Annotated in this window: 18 protein-coding genes and 4 pseudogenes; 13 read left to right on the top strand and 9 right to left on the bottom strand. The window is 71.9% G+C overall.

What is annotated here, in order from left to right; translation table 11 throughout:
• Positions 1-145: 145 nt before the first annotated feature.
• On the top strand, positions 146-559 hold the full coding sequence (locus ACWD5Q_RS33665; protein ID WP_451430878.1) for a nuclear transport factor 2 family protein: 414 nt from the start codon (positions 146-148) through the stop codon (positions 557-559).
• Between the two features lie 406 nt (positions 560-965).
• On the opposite strand, the pseudogene ACWD5Q_RS33660 reads toward ACWD5Q_RS33665, so the two are convergent.
• A pseudogene (locus ACWD5Q_RS33660) lies at positions 966-1,085 on the bottom strand (IS200/IS605 family transposase); the annotation flags it as partial.
• 92 nt (positions 1,086-1,177) lie between these two features.
• Here ACWD5Q_RS33660 and ACWD5Q_RS33655 point away from each other — a divergent pair.
• From ACWD5Q_RS33655 to ACWD5Q_RS33645, 3 genes are all read left to right on the top strand, one after another.
• Entirely contained in the window at positions 1,178-2,389 is a 1,212-nt protein-coding gene (locus tag ACWD5Q_RS33655) for an RNA-guided endonuclease InsQ/TnpB family protein (RefSeq protein ID WP_451430877.1), read from the top strand.
• 234 nt (positions 2,390-2,623) lie between these two features.
• Entirely contained in the window at positions 2,624-2,782 is a 159-nt protein-coding gene (locus ACWD5Q_RS33650) for a hypothetical protein (protein ID WP_451430876.1), read from the top strand.
• A 53-nt stretch (positions 2,783-2,835) separates the two neighbouring features.
• The gene (locus ACWD5Q_RS33645) at positions 2,836-3,291 is read left to right on the top strand and encodes an RpiB/LacA/LacB family sugar-phosphate isomerase (protein ID WP_451430875.1); all 456 of its coding nucleotides are present in this window, start codon (positions 2,836-2,838) and stop codon (positions 3,289-3,291) included.
• Positions 3,292-3,341: 50 nt separating this feature from the next.
• Here the strand turns inward: ACWD5Q_RS33645 and ACWD5Q_RS33640 are convergent, their stop codons facing one another.
• Both ACWD5Q_RS33640 and ACWD5Q_RS33635 read right to left on the bottom strand, forming a co-directional pair.
• Entirely contained in the window at positions 3,342-3,851 is a 510-nt protein-coding gene (locus ACWD5Q_RS33640) for a hypothetical protein (protein WP_451430874.1), read from the bottom strand.
• Positions 3,852-4,043: 192 nt separating this feature from the next.
• Positions 4,044-4,832, bottom strand: coding sequence for a CDP-alcohol phosphatidyltransferase family protein (locus tag ACWD5Q_RS33635; RefSeq protein ID WP_451430873.1), 789 nt, complete (start codon positions 4,830-4,832; stop codon positions 4,044-4,046).
• A 109-nt stretch (positions 4,833-4,941) separates the two neighbouring features.
• Between ACWD5Q_RS33635 and ACWD5Q_RS33630 the strand changes: the two genes are divergently transcribed.
• The 5 genes and pseudogenes from ACWD5Q_RS33630 to ACWD5Q_RS33610 all read left to right on the top strand — a co-directional run.
• Positions 4,942-5,922 carry a zinc-dependent alcohol dehydrogenase gene (locus tag ACWD5Q_RS33630; protein WP_451430872.1) on the top strand — a complete coding sequence of 327 codons (981 nt, stop codon included), beginning with the start codon at positions 4,942-4,944 and terminating at the stop codon, positions 5,920-5,922.
• Between the two features lie 159 nt (positions 5,923-6,081).
• Positions 6,082-6,480 carry a 6-pyruvoyl trahydropterin synthase family protein gene (locus tag ACWD5Q_RS33625; RefSeq protein ID WP_451430871.1) on the top strand — a complete coding sequence of 133 codons (399 nt, stop codon included), beginning with the start codon at positions 6,082-6,084 and terminating at the stop codon, positions 6,478-6,480.
• A complete protein-coding gene (locus ACWD5Q_RS33620; RefSeq protein WP_451430870.1) occupies positions 6,477-7,691 on the top strand; it encodes a glycosyltransferase family 4 protein in 1,215 nt (404 codons plus the stop codon). The genes ACWD5Q_RS33625 and ACWD5Q_RS33620 overlap by 4 nt, the downstream gene beginning before the upstream one ends.
• Complete coding sequence (locus tag ACWD5Q_RS33615) at positions 7,688-8,644, top strand: class I SAM-dependent methyltransferase (RefSeq protein ID WP_451430869.1); 957 nt, start codon at positions 7,688-7,690, stop codon at positions 8,642-8,644. Before ACWD5Q_RS33620 ends, ACWD5Q_RS33615 begins: the two co-directional genes overlap by 4 nt.
• Positions 8,641-9,903: pseudogene (locus ACWD5Q_RS33610) on the top strand (lysylphosphatidylglycerol synthase transmembrane domain-containing protein); the annotation flags it as partial. The gene ACWD5Q_RS33615 and the pseudogene ACWD5Q_RS33610, both read left to right, overlap by 4 nt.
• Before the next feature lie 167 nt (positions 9,904-10,070).
• Here the strand turns inward: ACWD5Q_RS33610 and ACWD5Q_RS33605 are convergent.
• Positions 10,071-10,862 (bottom strand): creatininase family protein, encoded by a 792-nt coding sequence (locus tag ACWD5Q_RS33605; RefSeq protein WP_451430868.1) that lies wholly within the window; start codon positions 10,860-10,862, stop codon positions 10,071-10,073.
• Positions 10,863-10,987: 125 nt separating this feature from the next.
• Here ACWD5Q_RS33605 and ribA point away from each other — a divergent pair, with 125 nt between their 5' ends.
• From ribA to ACWD5Q_RS33585, 4 genes and pseudogenes are all read left to right on the top strand, one after another.
• Positions 10,988-11,677, top strand: a complete 690-nt coding sequence (gene ribA / locus ACWD5Q_RS33600) for a GTP cyclohydrolase II (protein ID WP_451430867.1) — start codon at positions 10,988-10,990, stop codon at positions 11,675-11,677.
• Between the two features lie 79 nt (positions 11,678-11,756).
• Positions 11,757-12,004, top strand: a pseudogene (locus ACWD5Q_RS33595) (sarcosine oxidase subunit beta); the annotation flags it as partial.
• Entirely contained in the window at positions 12,001-13,056 is a 1,056-nt protein-coding gene (locus tag ACWD5Q_RS33590) for a saccharopine dehydrogenase (RefSeq protein ID WP_451430866.1), read from the top strand. The pseudogene ACWD5Q_RS33595 and the gene ACWD5Q_RS33590, both read left to right, overlap by 4 nt.
• Positions 13,049-14,215: a saccharopine dehydrogenase family protein gene (locus ACWD5Q_RS33585; protein ID WP_451430865.1), complete on the top strand. Its 1,167-nt coding sequence runs from the start codon at positions 13,049-13,051 to the stop codon at positions 14,213-14,215. The genes ACWD5Q_RS33590 and ACWD5Q_RS33585 overlap by 8 nt, the downstream gene beginning before the upstream one ends.
• A gap of 114 nt (positions 14,216-14,329) precedes the next feature.
• Here the strand turns inward: ACWD5Q_RS33585 and ACWD5Q_RS33580 are convergent, their stop codons facing one another.
• The 5 genes and pseudogenes from ACWD5Q_RS33580 to ACWD5Q_RS33560 form a co-directional block, all read right to left on the bottom strand.
• Positions 14,330-15,556, bottom strand: coding sequence for a serine hydrolase domain-containing protein (locus ACWD5Q_RS33580; RefSeq protein ID WP_451430864.1), 1,227 nt, complete (start codon positions 15,554-15,556; stop codon positions 14,330-14,332).
• Positions 15,557-15,942: 386 nt separating this feature from the next.
• The gene (locus ACWD5Q_RS33575; RefSeq protein ID WP_451430863.1) at positions 15,943-16,398 is read right to left on the bottom strand and encodes a tellurite resistance TerB family protein; all 456 of its coding nucleotides are present in this window, start codon (positions 16,396-16,398) and stop codon (positions 15,943-15,945) included.
• Positions 16,399-16,459: 61 nt separating this feature from the next.
• Positions 16,460-17,086, bottom strand: a complete 627-nt coding sequence (locus ACWD5Q_RS33570) for a histidine phosphatase family protein (RefSeq protein ID WP_451430862.1) — start codon at positions 17,084-17,086, stop codon at positions 16,460-16,462.
• Positions 17,087-17,092: 6 nt separating this feature from the next.
• The gene (gnd, locus tag ACWD5Q_RS33565) at positions 17,093-17,974 is read right to left on the bottom strand and encodes a phosphogluconate dehydrogenase (NAD(+)-dependent, decarboxylating) (RefSeq protein ID WP_451430861.1); all 882 of its coding nucleotides are present in this window, start codon (positions 17,972-17,974) and stop codon (positions 17,093-17,095) included.
• A 6-nt stretch (positions 17,975-17,980) separates the two neighbouring features.
• A pseudogene (locus tag ACWD5Q_RS33560) lies at positions 17,981-18,169 on the bottom strand (glucose-6-phosphate isomerase); the annotation flags it as partial.

Genomic DNA, 18,169 nt, shown 5'->3' with positions numbered 1-18,169 from the left:
GTGTCCGCTCGGGGTATGTCTCACCAGCTATGTGCCCACTCGCCACAAGATCAGAACCCTACCCGACCAAGATCACACTACGGAAGCGACGTTGGATGTTGACCAACGGTACGGCTCGGGCTGTCGGGCTGGAGAGGACATATGCGTGGCGCTCGCTCTCGAAGACCGCCTGGCGATCTCCGAACTGGTCTCGTTGCATGGCCACCTTGTCGACGATGGAAGCCTTGAGCGGTTGGAGGAACTGTTCACTGCGGATGTCGTCTACGACCTGACCGACTTCGGCCAAGGCCGTCTCGTCGGAGTTGTAGCCATCCGGGAAGCGGCTCTGGCCCTGGGGTCCGCCAACCCCGTTGGGCATCACGTCACCAACATCGTCATCACCGAGTCGGCAGACGGCCAGGTACGGGTTCGGTCCAAGGGCCTGGGCGTCAAGGCCGACGGCTCCTGCGGTTCCGTCTCCTATGACGACGTTGCCGTCCGCGCTCGTGATGGCTGGCGGATCTGCCATCGCAAGGTATCGGCACGGCGGACCCCCTTGAACGGCGTGATGCAACCTTGACTGGTCTTGGAAGTCGGAGTGGTGCAGCGGCATACAAGAAGATGCACGCCACATGGTTCGAGGATCGGCACGGCAAGCTGCCCGTGCAGGAGGGCACCCGCCGCCGCGGAATCTTCAACGTCACGAGGCTTGCCCTGATCGCCCGTCTTGATCAGGGACCCTGGTGGTCCTTGAACACCTGGCATCCCCGGTGCGATCCACGAGTTCCGATCCGCGACCGGGAACCCAGGGCATCTGAGCGATGCAAGCCGGAACACATGGCCATCTCCTGGCTACGGGAAGCTGCCAAGTTCTGCCTCGGGACCACGCTGGAGGCGGGATGTCATGGAGCACGATTCAGGATCGGATCACGGCTCTCGCCCGCTTCGACCGCTGGGTAGGCACATGGGACTCACCAGCCGAAGCGCATGGCGTTGGTGAACGCGTTCCGCCAGTACTTAGTGATAGAAACCAAGTGAACGTGCAGGTTGTGGACAACATGGCGACCGGTTCTGACATCGGGATGAGGGTTCCAGCGCGGTGACATAAACCAATGCTAAGTTTTCGGTTGTGAGTCACAACGCCCTGGTCAAGCGGCAGTTCGGGCACCGGGCCCGGCTTGCACTGTCACCTTGCGAGGTGTTGACGACAGACGGCCAGGCGCACGCCGCGCGCACGATGTGGAACCTGCTGCACGCGTGGTGGCAGATGATGCCGAAGGAGAAGCGGACACTCGCGAACGCGGACGCCGCGATCCGTCAGGCCCGCCGGGACATCGGCTTCCTGGCTGTCCTGCCCGCCCAGGCCGCGCAAGCGGTGCTCAAGACGTACTTCCAGGCGTGGAAGAACTGCTGGGACGGCCGCGCCGACGCCCCGAACTTCAAGGACCGCCTGCGCACGGTGATGTCCGTGGACATCCCGCAGGGCCGGGACCTGAACATCACCCGCGTGCACCGCCGGTGGGGCATGGTCGACATTCCCAAGGTGGGCCGGGTCCGCTTCCGATGGACCAAGGACCTGCCCGTGGGCAGGCACGCAGACGCGGAGAACCGGATCACCGGGGCACGACTGACCAAGGACACGCTCGGCTGGCACATCGCCTTCCGCGTCCAGGCCCTGGAAGCCGGGCCCGCACCCCACCAGGGGCCGGACATCGGCATCGACGTGGGCGTCACCGTGCCCATCGCCCTCTCCGACGGCGAAACGTACGAGCACGGCGAATGGCTGACCGGCAAGGAGAAAGCCAGGCTCCTGCGCCTGGAGCAACGCGCCGCGCAGCGCAAGCGGCACCGCAGACCCGGCGAGCGCACCAGCCGCAGACTGCACCACACCTACGACCAGATCGCAGGACTGCGCGCGAAAGCCAAGCGCCGGGCCCTGGACTGGCAGCACCAGGCGACCACCGACATCGCCCGCACCTACGGCACCGTCGTGGTCGAAGCACTCACCATCACGAACATGCTCAAGTCCGCCAAAGGAACGGTCGAAGAGCCAGGGAAGAACGTCGCCCGGAAGTCCGGGCTGAACCGCTCCATCAGCGAGGAGGCATGGGGCCGCACGGTCACCATGCTGACGTACAAGACCGCCCGGCTCGGCGGCACCCTGGTCAAGGTCCCCGCCCCCGGCACCTCCAGGCGCTGCTCAGCGTGCGGCTTCACCACGCCCGGCAGTCGGGAATCCCAGGCCGTGTTCGTGTGCAGGAACCCGGACTGCGGCTGGTCGGGCAACGCCGACCACAACGCAGCCCGCAACGTCCTGCACCTGTACCGGACGGGCCTCGCGCTCATCCCGGCTGCCGGGAGGGCAGTCGTCAGGCGCGCGAAGCGCGTCAAGCCCGCTGCCGCAAGGTAAGCAGGAATCTCCCGGCCTCAGCCAGGAGAGCACTTCAACTCACCGCTCTCACCCTCGGCACCGCCGCTCTGGGCCACCTCGCCCTGCGCCGCTTCGCCCGGCGGGTGCAGACCTGACTCCGCTGCTGCCGCAGTAAAGGTCGCCGCACAACGGGGATTCCGGCCGCCCGCCTTCGAGCAGTTCCGACACGATGCCGGCCCGGACGGGGCCCCGTACGTCGGATCGCCCGAAACCGTGGCGCGGAAGATCGCCGCCACGCTCCGCACCCTGGGCGCGTCCCGCTTCGACCTGAAGTACGGGATGAACGGCCTGTCGCACGCGTCCCTGACGACCTGCATCGAGCTGTTCGGCACCGAAGTCGTGCCCCGGGTGCGCGAGATGACGGCCGCCTGAGCGGCCGGCAGGAGCGCCGGACCGTCGCCGCCGAGCGGGGTAGTCTCCGCAGTATGCGGATCTCCGTTTCCTCGGACATGGACGAACCCGTGGCCCGCGGTCTGATCGGGGAGTTGCGCGGTCGCGGTCACGAGGTGCTGGTCCACGGTGCCTTGAAGCCCGGCGACGACGCCCAGTGGGCGTCGTGCTCGGAGGCGGCGGCGCGTGAGGTCGCCGACGGGACGGCGGACCAGGCCGTCGTGTGCTGCTGGACCGGCACCGGGGCGTCGATCGCGGCGAACAAGGTGCCGGGGGTACGGGCGGCGCTGTGCACGGACGCGTACACGGCCGACGGCGCGCGCCGCTGGAACGACGCCAATGTGCTGGCGCTCAGCTTGCGGCTGACGTCCGAGCCGCTGCTCAAGGAGATCCTCGACGCCTGGTTCGCGGCCCAGGCGAGCGGGGACGCGGACGACCGGGAGAACGTGGCCCGGATCGGACGGCTCGACCTCGGCAGGCCGACGCCATAGCTGGGCCGGCGGTGGTGGGGCGACGGCGGTCTGTCCCACCACCGCCCCGGTCAGCGGTTGCCGTTGAGGTAGGTCACGTCCCAGTGCGAGCCCTCACGGGCGTAGACATTGCCCGCGGGCGACTTGTACTGCCGCGCGCGGTCGCCGGGCCGCTGACCGACGTAGCGGAGCTTGGTGGTGACATAGGTGTCCACACACGACGTCACCTTGATGTCGACCTTGTACCCGTTCCTGTGGCTGTAGGTGCCGGAGGCGTGCCCCCTCTCCGTGCCGCCGGTCAGGGTCACCGCGCATCCGCTCGCCCGCTTGAAGGCGATCACGCCGGAGACGGTGGCCCTGTTGATCTGCTCGAAGGACGTGCACCGGGAGTTGTTCCGGTCGCTGCACCCGCCCGACGAGGTCCAGCGGACGCCCGCCTGCCGCAACTGCTGAGCGGCGGCCGCCTGGGTGTACTTCGCGGGCGAGGCGGTGACGGAGGGCGCGGTGGCCGCGAGCAGCCCGCCGGCCAGCAGGACGGCGGAGGCGGCGAGTGCGGCGGGACGGGCCAGGCGTCGGTTCATGACGGTCGTTCCTCTCGTGAACGGCTCGGTGACTACGTCCGCATCACTGCCCGCACGCGCACTTCGGGCGAACTTCCGCAACGGGGGCGTGAGGGTGCATCAGGCGCATTCCGCATCCCCTCGCGCGCGGCCGGGCACGCCCGGCATCAGGCGCCGCACCGGGCGTCGGCCCACGCACGGCCCCGCGTCGGCTCAGCCGCCCGCCACCAGCTCCGGGACCGGCCGCAGCACGGTGTCGTCGGCCGCCGCCCCCACCAGGTCCTCGCCCCGGTCCCGTACGCTCCACAGCCACCGCACATCCCGTCCGAACGACCACACCAGGGACACCAGCGCGCACGCGACGATCCCCGCCGTCGCGGCGTCGGACAGATACCCGGAGCCGGCCACCAGCAGCGCGACGCCCTGGAAGGCCGCCACCGTCTTGCGTGCCATGCTCGGCGGCAGCCCGCCGTTCAGCCACGGCAGCACCCGGGCCGCCGCCACGAACACGTACCGCATCCCGCCGATCAGCAGCACCCACGGGCCCAGCGACATCGACACATGGACGCTCAGCACCAGGATCAGGAACGCGTCGACCTCCATGTCGAAGCGCGCGCCCAGCGCGGTCGACGTGCCCGTGCGGCGGGCCACCTTGCCGTCCACGCCGTCCAGGATCAGCGCCACCGCGGTCAGAGTCACGAGCACCGTCACCGGCGGCGAGCTCTCGAACGAGTCCGCCACCAGCGCCGTGACGCCGCCCACCAGGGTGGCCCGGCCCAGCGTGACCCGGTTGGCCGGACCGAAGGAACGCAGCCGGGAGCGGAGTACGGCGCGGGTGAGCACGGCCCAGGTGGCGAGTGCGAACGCCAGGCCGGTCAGCCAGCCGGCCGGCCCCATCCCGATCGCCGTGCCCAACAAGGTCAGCAGCAGCACCTGCACGCCCGCTCCCACGGTCGTCTCCTGCTGCAAGAGCCTCGCCTCGTACATGTGGTTCAGGGCCACCGCTCACCCTCCGGCCAAGTGACAGACTCGATCTTCGCCGCGTACCTTGTGCGCGACTCCTCGTAGGTGCGGTACGTGAAGAGTCGGCCGATCGTTCAGGAGGACGCACATGGACCTCACAGCTCGGGCTTTCTGGCTGCGCTCGCCGGGGCACGGGGAGGTGCGCCGGGCAGAGCTTCCGGAGCCCGGCGCCGGCGATGTGCTCGTGCGCGCGCTGTACTCGGGTGTCAGCCGTGGCACCGAGACCCTCGTCCTCCGCGGCGGCGTGCCGGAGAGCCAGCAGGCCGCCATGCGTGCCCCGTTCCAGGAGGGCGACTTCCCGGCCCCCGTGAAGTACGGCTATCTGAGCGTCGGGCACGTGGAGCACGGACCCGCGGACCTGGTCGGACGCACCGTCTTCTGCCTGTATCCGCACCAGAGCCGGTATGTGGTCCCGGCCTCGGCCGTCACCGTCGTCCCGGACACCGTGCCCGCCCACCGCGCCGTCCTGGCCGGCACCGTGGAGACCGCCGTCAACGCGGTCTGGGACGCGGGTCCCCTCATCGGGGACCGGATCGCCGTGGTCGGCGGCGGCATGGTCGGCTGCTCCGTCGCCGCCCTCCTCGCGCGCCATCCCGGTGTGCGCGTCCAGCTCGTGGACGCCGACCCCGCCCGCGCCGAGACCGCCCGCGCGCTCGGCGTGGACTTCGCCCTCCCCGAGGACGCCCTCGACGCCTGCGACCTCGTCGTCCACGCCAGCGCGAGCGAACAGGGGCTCGTACGGTCCCTGGAACTGCTCGCCCCGGAGGGCACCGTCGTCGAACTGAGCTGGTACGGCGACCGGCGCGTCACCCTGCCGCTCGGCGAGGCGTTCCACTCGCGCCGTCTCACCCTGCGCAGCAGCCAGGTCGGCACCGTCTCGCCGCGCGCCCGGTCCGGACGTACCTACGCCGACCGGATGGCCCTCGCCCTCCACCTGCTCGCCGACCCCGCCTTCGACGCGCTCATCACCGGCGAATCCGCCTTCGACGACCTCCCCGACGTGCTGCCCCGCCTCGCGAGCGGCGACCTCAAGGGGCTGTGCCACCGCATCCGGTACGCCGCCGCATGAGTCCCGGTTCCGCCGCCCGAGTTGTCCGAACTCCCGGGGAACGCGCGGAACACCTCGGCCACAAGGCGAACGGGCGGCTGAACAACGCGCCGTGGCCGGCCGTACTACACGACATGCCCCGGCAGGGGACCAGACGTACCGCACCTGGAGGGTCGTCCGTTGTTCAGCATCACCGTCCGTGACCACCTGATGATCGCCCACAGCTTCCGCGGCGAGGTCTTCGGGCCCGCACAACGCCTGCACGGGGCGACGTTCCTCGTGGACGCCACCTTCCGCCGCGCCGAGCTGGACGACGACAACATCGTCGTCGACATCGGACTGGCCACACAGGAGCTGGGCGCCGTGGTGAGCGAGCTCAACTACCGCAACCTCGACAACGAGCCCGACTTCGCGCACACCAACACCTCGACGGAGTTCCTCGCCAAGGTGATCGCCGACCGCCTCGCCGAGCGGATCCACAAGGGGGCGCTGGGCGAGAGCGCCCGGGACATCGCCGGCCTCACCGTCACGCTCCACGAGTCGCACATCGCCTGGGCGAGTTACGAGCGTGCCCTGTGACGGACACGACCATCGGCCACGCGCCCCCGGACCCCCGTGGCCGTATGCCCCAGACCCGGCTGAACTACGTGCCCGTGCAGAACACGGCCCTGAAGAACGCCGACATCGTCCCCATGTCCCTGCGCACCGTGCACTTCGTCATGCCGGGCGGTGTCGACGACCCGTCAGCCCCCAGCGGCGGCAACGCCTACGACCGCCGCATCTGCCTGGACCTGCCCGGCTTCGGCTGGCAGGTCCGGCGGCACGCAGTGGACGGCTCCTGGCCCCGGCCCGGGGCGTCCGCCCGCGCGGAACTCGCCCGTACGCTGCGGGAACTGCCCGACGGCACGGTCGTCCTCCTGGACGGCCTGGTCGCCTGCGGCGTCCCCGAGATCGTCACCCCCGAGGCCGAACGCCTGTGCCTCGCCGTCCTCGTGCATCTGCCGCTCGGGGACGAGACGGGCCTCGACCCGCGGACAGCGGCCGAACTCGACGCCAAGGAGCGCGCCACCCTGCGGGCCGTGCCCGCCGTCGTCGCCACCAGCGACTGGGCCGTGCGCCGGCTCGTCTCCCACCACGGACTCGCCCCCGACCGCGTCCACGCCGCCGCGCCCGGAGCCGACATCGCCCCGCCGGCCCCCGGCACCGACGGCGTCTCACGGCTGCTGTGCGTCGCCGCGGTCACCCCGCGCAAGGGCCAGCACCGGCTCGTCGAGGCCCTCGCCACCGTCAAGGACCTGCCGTGGAGCTGCCATTGCGTCGGCGGGCTCGGCCACGACCCCGAGTACGTCGCCCGACTGCGCGCCCTCATCGACGCCCACGGCCTCGGCGACCGGCTGCACCTGGCCGGGCCGCAGTCCGGCGCCGCACTGGACGCCAGCTACGCCGCCGCCGACCTCATGGTCCTGACCTCGTACGCGGAGACGTACGGCATGGCCGTCACCGAGGCACTCGCCCGCGGCATCCCGGTCCTCGCCACCGACGTCGGCGGGCTGCCGGAGGCGATCGGACGCGCGCCCGACGGCGGGGTGCCCGGCATCCTCGTACCGCCGGAGGACCCCGCCGCGCTGGCCGCGGAGCTGCGCGGCTGGTTCGGCGAAGTGGACGTACGGCGCCGGCTGAAGGCCGCCGCGCGCGGTCGTCGGGCCGCGCTGGACGGATGGGCGACCACGGCCCGCAGTGTGGCGGGCGTCCTGGCCAGGCTGCGCCCCGAGCCCCGGAGGGCGGCATGAGTACGCGGACGACTCCCCCCGGACCCCAGGCGCACCCTGCGCCCGCGGAGACCGCCGGGCCTGCGGACCGCTCCGCCCTTGCCCCGCCCGGCGGTGCAGAGCCCGACGTCCCCCGGTACGCCCCGCAGTGGCTGCACCTGCGTGAACCGGCGGACGCGGCGGCCCGGGCGCACGAACTGCTCGGCCCGCTGCGGACCCGGCTCGCCCACCGGCCCGGGCGCGCCACCGATCCGGTGGTGCACGATCTGGTGGTGCACGACCTGGGCTGCGGCACGGGGTCGATGGGCCGCTGGCTCGCCCCGCTCCTCGACGGCGCCCAGCACTGGATCCTGCACGACCGGGACCCGTATCTGCTGCACTTCGCCACGGTGGGCGCCCCCAAGACCGCCGCCGACGGCAGCCCGGTCACCGTCACCACCCAGCGCGGCGACATCGGCCGGCTCACCCCGGACGCCCTGGCGGGCGCCTCGCTGGTGACCGCCTCCGCGCTGCTGGACGTCCTCACCGCCGACGAGATGGAGACGCTCGCCGCGGCCTGCGTCGGCGCCGGCTGCCCGGCACTGTTCACCCTGTCCGTCGCCGGACGCGTGGAACTCACGCCCCCGCACCCCCTGGACCGGGAGATCGCCGACGCCTTCAACGCCCACCAGCGCCGAGGTGGCCTCCTCGGCCCCGACGCGGTCCCCGCGGCCCGCGAGATCTTCGGGCGGCTGGGCGCGAGCGTACGCGTCCATGCGAGCCCCTGGCGGCTCGGCGCCGAGCAGGCGGAACTGACCGGGGAATGGCTGCGCGGCTGGGTCGGTGCGGCCGTGGAGCAGCGGCCGGAACTCGCGGCCCGTGCAGAGACGTATCTGCGGGACCGTCTGGCCGACGGTGCGGCGGGCCGGCTGGACGTGGTGGTGCACCACAGCGATGTCCTGGTCCTGCCGCGACCGACGGGAGGGACGGAATGACGGCGCGGACTCTCGCCCCGGGGCACGCGGGGGAGGGGAGCCGCGGGGCCTCGGCCACCGCGGTCCTGCCCCCGAGCACCACGCCCGCCGGGCCGGGCAACGGCCCGGTCCCGGACGAGGCGCCGTCGGCCCGTCGCCGCCTTGTCCCGCGCGCCCTGCGCACGCACCTCGGCACGGTCGCCGGTGCCGCCATCCTCGGTGTGCTCCTGTGGCGGCTCGGCACCGGCGTGTTCCTCGACGGACTGCGGCGGATCGACGCCCCGACCCTGCTCGCGGGCCTCGGGATCGGCGTGCTGACCACCGTGTTCAGCGCCTGGCGCTGGTGCCGTGTCGCCCACGCCCTGGACCTCCGGCTGCCGTTCGGCGCCGCCGTCGCCGACTACTACCGCGCCCTGTTCCTCAACGCGGCGCTCCCCGGCGGTGTGTTCGGCGACGTGCACCGCGCAGTGCGGCACGGGCAGAGCGCCGGCGACGTCGGACGCGGCGTGCGCGCCGTGGTCCTGGAGCGCACCGCCGGTCAGGTGGCCCTCGTGGCGGTCGGCGTGCCCGTCCTGCTCACGTTTCCCTCGCCGGTGCTCGGGCAGGCCCGCCGGTTCGCCGGGCTGCCGGCGCTCGCCGCCCTCGGCGTGCTCGCCGTCGTGGCGGCGTTGCTGATGGGCCGGGAGTCCCGGCCCTCGCGCCGGTCCCACGCGCTCAGGGCCACGCTCGCCGAGGCGCGCAGGGCCCTGCTGGCCCGGGGGAGCCGGCCCGCCGTGCTGCTCTCGTCCGTCGTGGTGCTCGCCGGGCATCTGCTGATGTTCCTGGTGGCCGCGCGGGCCGCCGGGTCCCACGCGTCCCCGGCCACGCTGCTGCCCCTGGCCCTGCTCGCCCTCATCGCCATGGGGCTGCCGTTGAACGTCGGCGGCTGGGGACCCCGCGAGGGCGTCACCGCCTGGGCGTTCGGCGCGGCGGGCCTCGGCGCGGACACGGGGCTGGCTGTCGCGGTGGTGTACGGCGTCCTCAGCTTCGTCGCGAGCCTGCCCGGGATCGTCGTACTCCTCGCCCGGTGGTCCGCGGGACTGCGCGGCCCGCGCGCGACGACGGACGCGGAGCCGGCCGGGGGAGGCCAGCGGGTCCGCACCGAGGGCGAGGGACCGGTGCGCGCCGAGGAGACCGCCTCGGCCGGGGCCGCCGAGCGGGCCGAACCGGTCGCGTCTGCCGACGCGTCGGGCTCCTCCGAGGCGCCGAAGAAGCGTGCGGAGACGGCGAAGAAGCCTTTCGAGGGGGCGAAGAAGCGTGCGGAGGCGGCGAAGGAGCCTTCCGAGGCGTCGAAGGGACCCTCCGTACCGGGCCCGGAGCGTTCCCCCCACGCGCTCCGGGCCCCCGTGCCGTACGTCCCCTACCCGCGCTCACCGCCCGGGCCGCGGCCCGCGCCGCTGACGCGGCGTCATATCCGCTGCGGGCCCTCGGGAGCCGTGGCCCCGGGCAGGCCGTCGACGGCGGGATCCGTTGAGGCGACCAGGGAGAAGTACGGCGCGAAGGAGTCGGCGAGCGCCGCGAGCAGGTGCTTCCCCTTCTCCGCGGAAGCCAGCGAAGGACGCCCGATGACACCGGATTCGGTATAGGCCGACATTCCGAGGGTGAGGAGGTGCCTGCGGTCGTCGGCGATGAAATCCGTGGTCTCGTAACCGGGCCTGACCAATTCGGGACGGCAGTGCAGAAGAATGGAGGTCTCGATTTCCCCGGCATGCATGTCGCTGAGCAGCGAGGTCTGCACACCGGCCCGCTCCCGGGCCTCCTCCCAGTCCTCCGGGGCCGGGAAAAGCGCCATCCGGACACCGCTGCCCGCGGATTCCTGGACGACATTGCCGAGGACGTAATTCCCGCCGTGGCCGTTGACCAGTACCAGGGCCTCGACGCCCGAGCGGCGCAGCGATGCGGCGATGTCCCGTACCACCGCGTGGAGCGTGACCGAGGAAATGCTCACCGTTCCCGGCCGGTCCGCGTGCTCGTGCGAGCAGGAGATCGTCACCGGAGGAAGGAGGTGAACCGGATACGCGGCGGCGACCTCGCGGGCGATCGCGCAGGCCACCAGCGTGTCGGTCGCCAGCGGCAGGCAGGGACCGTGCTGTTCGAAGCTGCCCACGGGAAGGACGGCGACCTGACGGTTCTGGCCCTCCGCCCGGGCCCGCACGTCCTGCGAGGTGTCCGAGGGCAGCACATCCGCGCCGCGTCCCACAGCGTGCCCGGGGGCAACCGCGTCATCCGCCGGCCGCGTCCCAGAAGTATCCGAAATTCCCGAACCGCTCATGGTTCCACGGCCTTTCGTCTCATACCGCCTGCGCTTACAGATAGGAACAGATCATGACAGACATCGATGGGGTGCCCGGCGGCGATGACCACCTCTCGGAAGTCCCCCGAGCGGTGAACGGTCCCTCCTTGGGGGTCACTCGGGTCGTGAATGCCCCCCTGCCCACCAAGTACGGTGACTTCCAGGCCATCGGCTACCTCGACCATGACCGCGGTGACGAACAAGTCGCCCTGGTGTACGGCGACATCGAGGAAGAAGGCATGCTCGTCCGCCTTCATTCCGAGTGCCTGACGGGTGACGCCTTCGGGTCCACGCACTGCGAGTGCGGGCCCCAACTCTCCACCGCGCTGCGGGAGATCGTGGCCGCGGGGCGCGGCATCCTCGTCTACCTGCGCGGCCACGAGGGCCGCGGCATCGGCCTGCTCGGCAAGCTGCGCGCGATGAAGCTCCAGGCGGAGGGCCTGGACACGGTGGAGGCGAACCTCGCGCTCGGTCTGCCGGTGGACGCGCGCGACTACCGGGTCGCGGCGGAGATCCTGCACGACCTCGGCGTCCGGTCCGTGCGGCTGCTCTCCAACAACCCGCGCAAACGGGACGCGCTCCTCAGGCACGGCATCACGATCGACGAGCAGGTGTCGCTGCTGATACCCCCGTGCGAGAACAACATCACGTATCTGCGCACCAAACGGGAACGGCTCGACCATTACCTGCCGCACCTCGACGCGGTGGTGCACTCCTCGTGAGCGGGTGCGCGGCGGCCACCGACGCCGGCCGCCGCGCCCGCCCCCACGGCGGCACGGCAGGCACCCGCAACGGCCGGCCCGCACCCACGGCAGCACGGCAGGCAGCGAGATCACGCCCGACCGCAACGCGCCGATCAGCAAAGCGAGTTCACCCTCCGCTTCGGTACGCCACCGGCTTCTGCGACCACGACTTCCTCCCGGGTCCGGCTGTCGGCGAGGTCCTGAGGGGATCTCCGCCTGGGCCGCGTACGCTTCGTCGACGTCAGCCCCCTGAGCGTCGAACGCTTCGCTGCCGACGCCCCGCGCCCGGAGGTCAACCGCGCATGACCGCGCTCCATCTGTGGCTCCGCCACGAGACCCGTACCACCGAACGACGCACGCCCCTCGTGCCGTCCGACGCCCGACGGCTCGTCGAGGGCGGAGTGACCGTCACGGTCGAGGACTCACCGCAGCGAGTCTTTTCGGCCGGGGAGTACGAGGCGGCGGGCTGCCGCCTCGCCGCACCCGGCTCCTGGGTGACGGCACCCCGCGACGCGGTGATCCTCGGCCTGAAAGAACTGCCGGACCAGCCAGCGAACCTGACGCATCGACATATCTTTTTCGGGCATGCCTACAAGGGGCAGCCCGGGGCCGCGGCCCTGCTGCGCCGCTTCCTCGCGGGCGGCGGAACCCTGCTCGACCTGGAGTACCTGGTGGACGACACCGGGCGCCGGCTCGTCGCGTTCGGCTTCTGGGCCGGTTACGTGGGCGCCGCCCTCGCGCTGCTGCACCACCGCGACCGGCTGACCGCCCCGCTGCGGCCCACCTCGAAGGAGGAACTGGACGAGCGGCTGCGCGCGGTCGCGGGCCCGGCGCGGGCCCTGGTGATCGGCGCGCTGGGCCGCAGCGGGCGCGGTGCGCGAGTCGCGCTGGGCGTGGCCGGGGTCGAGCCGACGTGCTGGGATCTGGCCGAGACCCGGGATCTGGACCGCCCGGCCCTGCTGGACCACGAGCTGATGGTCAACACCGTGCTCACCACGAGCCCGGTGCCCCCGTTCCTGACGGACAAGGACCTCGACGACCCGGACCGGCGGCTGCGCACCGTGTGCGACGTGACGGCCGACGTGGGGTCGCCGCTGAACCTCCTGCCCGTCTACGACACCCCGACCGACTGGGACCACCCGGTCCGGAGGCTGCGCGAGGAGCCCGCCCTCGACCTCATCGCCATCGACAACCTGCCGTCGCTGCTGCCGCTGGAGGCCGGCACGGACTTCTCGGCGGCGCTGACACCGCTGCTGCTGGACTTCGAGGTGGGCGGCGTCTGGGGGCGCTGCCGGGAACGGTTCGATGCGGCGGTCCGGGAACTCCGGTCCGGGGAAGGGGAGTCGAGCGATGTCTGAGTCTGTGCAGACGCCGGTCCCGGCGAGCGGTACGGTCCACTGGATCGGCGCGGGTCTGTCCACGGGCAGCGGACTCGCGGCGGTCTGCGACAGCGCGGCACGGGTCCGGCTGTGGCACCGGACCGAGGAGCGCGCCGCGCGGGCCCTGGCCGGACTGGGGCTGGCGGGACGTGCCGAACCGCGTGCGTTCACCCTGACCGCGCTGGCGGCGGAGCTGGTGCCGGGCGATGTGGTGGTCTCCATGCTCCCGGCGCCCGAACACGCGGCTCTGCTCGGCGCCTGCGTCAAGCGGCGGGCTCACTTCGCCTGCTCCAGCTATGTCTCCGACGCGGTCCTCGAACTGGTGCCTGCGGCTGCCGCGGCCGGGCTCGTGGTGCTGACCGAGGCGGGCCTGGACCCCGGCATCGACCATCTCTTCGCGCACAGCCTGATCGCCCGCGCCCAGGAGGAGATCGGCGCCGATACGCCCGCGGAGGTGAGCCTCACCTCGTACTGCGGCGGCATCCCGGCGGTCGCCAACGACTTCCGGTACCGCTTCAGCTGGGCGCCCCTCGGCGTCCTCAACGCGCTGCGCTCACCGGCGCGTTACCTCGAGAACGGCGCTGAGGCCACGGCGGCCCGGCCCTGGGAGGCGACCCGCCCCCAGGTCATCGACGGCGAGACCTTCGAGGCCTACCCGAACCGCGACAGCGTGCCCTTCGTCGCCCAGTACGGTCTGCCGCCTGCATGGAAGCCGGTGACCTTCGTCCGCGGCACCCTGCGCCTCGACGGCTGGCTGCGCGCCTGGGACCGGGTGTTCGAAGAGCTGAAGACGGGCGACGACGCGCGCATCGCGGCGCTGGCCACCGAACTCGCAGCCGCGTATCCCACGACGGACGAGGACCGCGACCGGGTGGTCCTCGCCGTCTCCCTCGACGTACGGGCCGGTTCGGGCGAGCCATGGTCGGGCCGCTACCTGCTGGACCTTCAGGGCACCAAGGAGGAGAGCGCGATGGCCCGCTGTGTCTCCCGCCCGCTGGCCCTGGGCGTCCGCCATGTCCTGGCCGGCGACCTGCCCGCGGGGCTCAGCCGGGCGGCCGAGACGGCCCCGCGGTCCGAGGAGTGGCTCGCGGAACTGGCCGGGGAGGGGCTGGAGTTCCGCCTGAGCACCGGGGCGTGAGAGGCGGGACGTGAGAGCCGGGTGCGGGGCGGCCGGGTTGCCGCCCCGCACCCGCGCCCGGCGCCGGGCACGGGCGGTCTGGCCCGCGTGCGAGCCTCCGGCCGCCGAGGGCGGTCAGCCCGTCAACGCCTCGTGCACGAGCCGCTTCAGCTCCGGGTAGACCGTGTGCGAGCCCGTCGGGCGCAGCTGGGTCAGGAACTGCACCGTCAGATCGTGCTCCGGGTCGACCCAGAACGTCGTGGTGGCCACCCCGCTCCAGCCGAACGTGCCCCGGACCGTGGGCGACCGGGTGACCGCGGGGTCCGTGACGACGGAGACGCCGAGCCCGAACCCGAGGCCCGCCTTGCCGGGCTCGCGGTGCACCGGACTGCCGTAGGAGTGCAGGTCGGCGCCGCCGGGGAGGTGGTTGGACGTCATCGCGGCGACCGTGCCGGCGCTCAGCAGACGGGTGCCGTCCAGTTCGCCGCGGCGGCGGAGGAACTCCATGAAGCGGTGGTAGTCGTACGCCGACGCGACCATGCCGCCACTGCCGGAGAGCAGCCTCGGCCGGCCGTGCACGGGCAGGCCCGGCACCGGGGTGATACCGCCGTCCTCCGTCTCGCCGTACAGTTCCGCGAGCCGCGGCGCCTGTTCCTCGGTGACCCACAGGCCCGCGTCCTCCATGCCCAGCGGGGCGAAGATCCGCTCGGTGAGGAAGCCGGCCAGGTCCTGGCCCGACGCCACCTCCACGAGTCGGCCGAGCACATTGGTCGCCACCGAGTAGTTCCACTGGGTGCCGGGCTCGAACTGCAGGGGCAGTCGGGCGTAGGCCTCACAGGTCCGGGCGAGGTCCGTGCCGGGCACCACGGACGAGTCGATGCCGGCCTCCCGGTACAGGGCGTCGACGGGATGTGTGTGATAGAAGCCGAACGTGAGCCCCGCCGTGTGGGTGAGCAGATGGCGGACCAGGAGGGGCCGTTCGGCCGGGCGGGTCCGGACGTCCGGGCCGGAGCCGTCGACGTAGACCCGCGGCTCGGCGAAGGCCGGCAGGAAGTCCGCCACGGGGGTGTCGAGCCCGAAACGCCCCTCCTCCATGAGGATCAGCGCGGCGACCGAGGTGACCGGCTTGGTCATCGAGTACATCCGCCACAGCGTGTCGGTCCCGACCGGGAGCCCTTCCCGCACATCGCGATGCCCGTACCGGGTGAGGTGCGCCGTGCGGCCGTTCCGGGAGAGGGCCACGAGGAAGCCGGGCAGCTTCCCGCCGTCGACCTGGTGCGCGAAGTGCCGGTCGAGGCGGGCCAGCGCCTTCGGGTCGAGGCCGACCTCGTCCGGCTCCACCTCTTGACGCAGCTGTCCCATCGTTCCCTCCGGTCCGTCCCGGTGCCGTCCCGGGCTTCCGGCTCCAACATGTCACGGCTCCGCACGGACCCGGGCCCGTCCCCGGGCCGCTGCGATACGGATCACTTCACCAAGGAACGCGCGGCTCGCCGAGCATCCCGCCGAAGTGCTCGCGCCGGTCCGCGACCACCGGGTCCCGGCCGAGCGGAAGCCCCCGCCCGTGCGTTCCCGGAGCGGACCGAGGCCCGGGCCCCACCGTGGGCGCAGGCGGCGAGCGCCGCGTCACGGTGTGGCCCGGGCCTCGGTGGTCCGGGCGGTGCCTGCCCGTTCTCGTCGGGCGTACGACGCCGGGCAGGGCACCTGGCTCCGTGACCGGATCACCCGGGGGTGTCCGGCACGAGCATGGCCTAGAGGTCGAACTCGTGCGGCGGGAGGTCGAGCGCGAAGCACGCCTCCCGTACCACTGCCTGCTCGTCCTTGTCGAAGTTCCCGTCGGCACCTCCGATGACGATGCAGATCTGGATCACGGCGCGGGCCTCGGCGGGCTTCTTCTTCGCCTTGCCGACCTCCTGCAGAACGCTGACCTTGCCGAAGTCGAAGTCGGCGGCCAGCTTGTTCAGATTGTCCTCGAAGCGGCGGCGCAGGTCGTCGGCCGGGAAGTTCTGCAACACCTCGTTCGTGGCGATGAGCTGGGCGACGCGCTGGCGCTCCGAGGGGTCCACGGTGCCGTCCGCCGCGGCCACGAGCGCGCACATGGCCATGCTCGCGTCGCGGAACGCGCCGCTCTTGAGATCGTTCTTCTTCGCCACGAGCTGGGTCTGCATCGTCGAAGCGGATTCCCTGATGCGGTCCCACAGGGCCATGGAGAACTCCCTACGTCATCGAGGCCGGCCCGTCCCGGTGGACGGGCCGTGCCTCTCGTTTCTACAGCAACGTAGAAGGAAACTGATGGGACGCCGCAGAAGTTCCGCGTGTGTTCCATTCCGCGATCACGGGCCAGTCGTGCTCGGTGGAGAGCCGGCTGACCGTCCCCGTCTCCAGCCGCAGCAACCGCCCTTCGGCGGCGGTGAGGCCGAGGCGCCGGGCGGCCAGGACACGCAGGAAGTGACCATGGGCCACGAGGATCACGTCGCCCTTCGCGAGGGCGGGCGCGATACGGGCCAGTACCCGGTCGGCGCGTGCCGCCACCTCGGCGGGCGACTCGCCCGGATGCCCGTCCGGGCCGGGCGGAACCCCGTCGGTCCACAGGCACCACTCGGGCCGGGTGCGGTGTATCTCGGCCGTGGTGATGCCCTCGTAGGCGCCGTAGTCCCACTCGTGCAGATCGGCGTCGGGTACGGCGTCCAGCAGCCCGGCGAGTTCCGCCGTGCGTACCGCCCGGCCGAGCGGGCTGGTGAGGGTGAGAGCGAAGGTGCGTCCGGCGAGCAACGGGGCGAGGGACTTGGCCTGTTCCTCGCCCCGCTGCGTGAGCGGCAGGTCGGTCCAGCTGGTGTGCTGTCCCGATATGCTCCACTCGGTTTCGCCGTGGCGGACCAGCAGGAGGTCGCCCACGGCTTGTTACTCCTTCGCCGACTCGACCGCGTGGCCGCCGAACTGGTTGCGCAGCGCCGCGATCATCTTCATCTGCGGCGGGTCGTCCTGCCGCGAGCTGAACCGCGCGAACAGCGACGCCGTGATGGCCGGCAGCGGCACCGCGTTGTCGATGGCCGCCTCCACGGTCCAGCGGCCCTCGCCGGAGTCCTCGGCGTAGCCGCGCAGCTTGTCCAGGTGCTCGTCCTCGTCGAGGGCGTTGACCGCGAGGTCCAGCAGCCAGGAGCGGATGACCGTGCCCTCCTGCCAGGAGCGGAAGACCTCGCGGACGTTCTCCACCGACTTGATCTTCTCCAGCAGCTCCCAGCCCTCGGCGTAGGCCTGCATCATCGCGTACTCGATGCCGTTGTGGACCATCTTGGAGAAGTGCCCGGCGCCGACCCGGCCGGCGTGGACGTACCCGTACGGGCCTTCGGGCTTGAGCGCCTCGAAGATCGGCTGGAGGCGGTCGACGTGCTCCTTGTCGCCGCCGACCATCAGCGCGTAGCCGTTCTCCAGGCCCCAGACACCGCCGGAGACGCCCGCGTCGACGAAGCCGATGCCCTTGATGCCCAGCTCGGCGGCGTGCTTCTCGTCGTCGGTCCAGCGGGAGTTGCCGCCGTCGACCACGATGTCACCGGGCGACAGCAGGTCCTTGAGCTCGTCGATGACGGACTGGGTGGGGGCGCCGGCCGGAACCATCACCCAGAGCACGCGCGGCCCTTCGAGCTTCTCGACCAGTTCGGGGAGGTGCTTGACGTCGGAGAGGTCCGGGTTGTGGTCGTAGCCGATGACGGTGTGGCCCGCGCGGCGGATCCGCTCGCGCATGTTGCCGCCCATCTTGCCGAGGCCGATGAGTCCGATCTGCATATCAGTTCACTTCTTCCTGAGCGTGCGGTAAGCGGCCACGAGGGCGGCGGTGGAGGGGTCGAGGCCGGGCACCTCGGCGCACTCGGTCAGGGCCGGTTCGACGCGCTTGGCGAGGACCTTGCCGAGTTCGACGCCCCACTGGTCGAAGGAGTCGATGTTCCAGACCGCACCCTGGACGAACACCTTGTGCTCGTA

The organism is Streptomyces sp. NPDC002513 (assembly GCF_053595355.1).
This window is presented reverse-complemented; position numbering and strand designations above follow the sequence as displayed.

What these genes read in the sequence shown, in the direction of transcription:
- ACWD5Q_RS33645 (WP_451430875.1), top strand. Translation starts at nt 2,836, where the DNA reads ATGCGGATCTCCGTTTCCTCGGACATGGACGAACCCGTGGCCCGCGGT.
- ACWD5Q_RS33640 (WP_451430874.1), bottom strand. Translation starts at nt 3,851, where the DNA reads ATGAACCGACGCCTGGCCCGTCCCGCCGCACTCGCCGCCTCCGCCGTC.
- ACWD5Q_RS33630 (WP_451430872.1), top strand. Translation starts at nt 4,942, where the DNA reads ATGGACCTCACAGCTCGGGCTTTCTGGCTGCGCTCGCCGGGGCACGGG.
- ACWD5Q_RS33615 (WP_451430869.1), top strand. Translation starts at nt 7,688, where the DNA reads ATGAGTACGCGGACGACTCCCCCCGGACCCCAGGCGCACCCTGCGCCC.
- ribA (WP_451430867.1), top strand. Translation starts at nt 10,988, where the DNA reads ATGACAGACATCGATGGGGTGCCCGGCGGCGATGACCACCTCTCGGAA.
- ACWD5Q_RS33590 (WP_451430866.1), top strand. Translation starts at nt 12,001, where the DNA reads ATGACCGCGCTCCATCTGTGGCTCCGCCACGAGACCCGTACCACCGAA.
- ACWD5Q_RS33585 (WP_451430865.1), top strand. Translation starts at nt 13,049, where the DNA reads ATGTCTGAGTCTGTGCAGACGCCGGTCCCGGCGAGCGGTACGGTCCAC.
- ACWD5Q_RS33580 (WP_451430864.1), bottom strand. Translation starts at nt 15,556, where the DNA reads ATGGGACAGCTGCGTCAAGAGGTGGAGCCGGACGAGGTCGGCCTCGAC.
- ACWD5Q_RS33575 (WP_451430863.1), bottom strand. Translation starts at nt 16,398, where the DNA reads ATGGCCCTGTGGGACCGCATCAGGGAATCCGCTTCGACGATGCAGACC.
- gnd (WP_451430861.1), bottom strand. Translation starts at nt 17,974, where the DNA reads ATGCAGATCGGACTCATCGGCCTCGGCAAGATGGGCGGCAACATGCGC.